The organism is Rahnella sp. PAMC25617, from assembly GCF_050606005.1.
Classification (GTDB): domain Bacteria; phylum Pseudomonadota; class Gammaproteobacteria; order Enterobacterales; family Enterobacteriaceae; genus Rahnella; species Rahnella variigena.
Window position 1 is genome coordinate 1 of record NZ_JBOCUM010000228.1, and the last position, 316, is coordinate 316.

General features: G+C 61.4%; 1 protein-coding gene. It reads right to left on the minus strand.

Going from position 1 to position 316, the window contains the following annotated elements; genetic code table 11:
* Nucleotides 1-193, minus strand: a 193-nt coding sequence (locus ACM615_RS24240) for a hypothetical protein (RefSeq protein ID WP_431012685.1), incomplete at its 3' end; no start/stop codon positions are given.
* Between the last annotated feature and the right edge of the window lie 123 nt (nucleotides 194-316).

Sequence of the window (316 nt, forward strand, 5' to 3'; positions counted from 1 at the left end):
ATTGCCCTGTGCGTAGGTATGCCAACGCCTGATTCGCATCCTCCAGGGCGAAGCGGGTGACGTCGCAGTGGACAGGCGTCTGCTGCAAGGTTTGAAAAAACGCCGTACCGTCCTGCCGCGTCAAGTTAGCGACTGAACGGACGCTGCGCTCGCCCCATAGCAAGCGGTAGGGGAAGGCCGGAATGTCGCTCATGTGAATACCCGCGCAAATCACCGGGTGCAATCTGGACGGCGGCTACGCTGAATACACGGTGGCGGACGCACGCTTTTGCCTGCCGATTCCCGACAGGCTGTCAGACGTTCAAGCCGCGCCCCT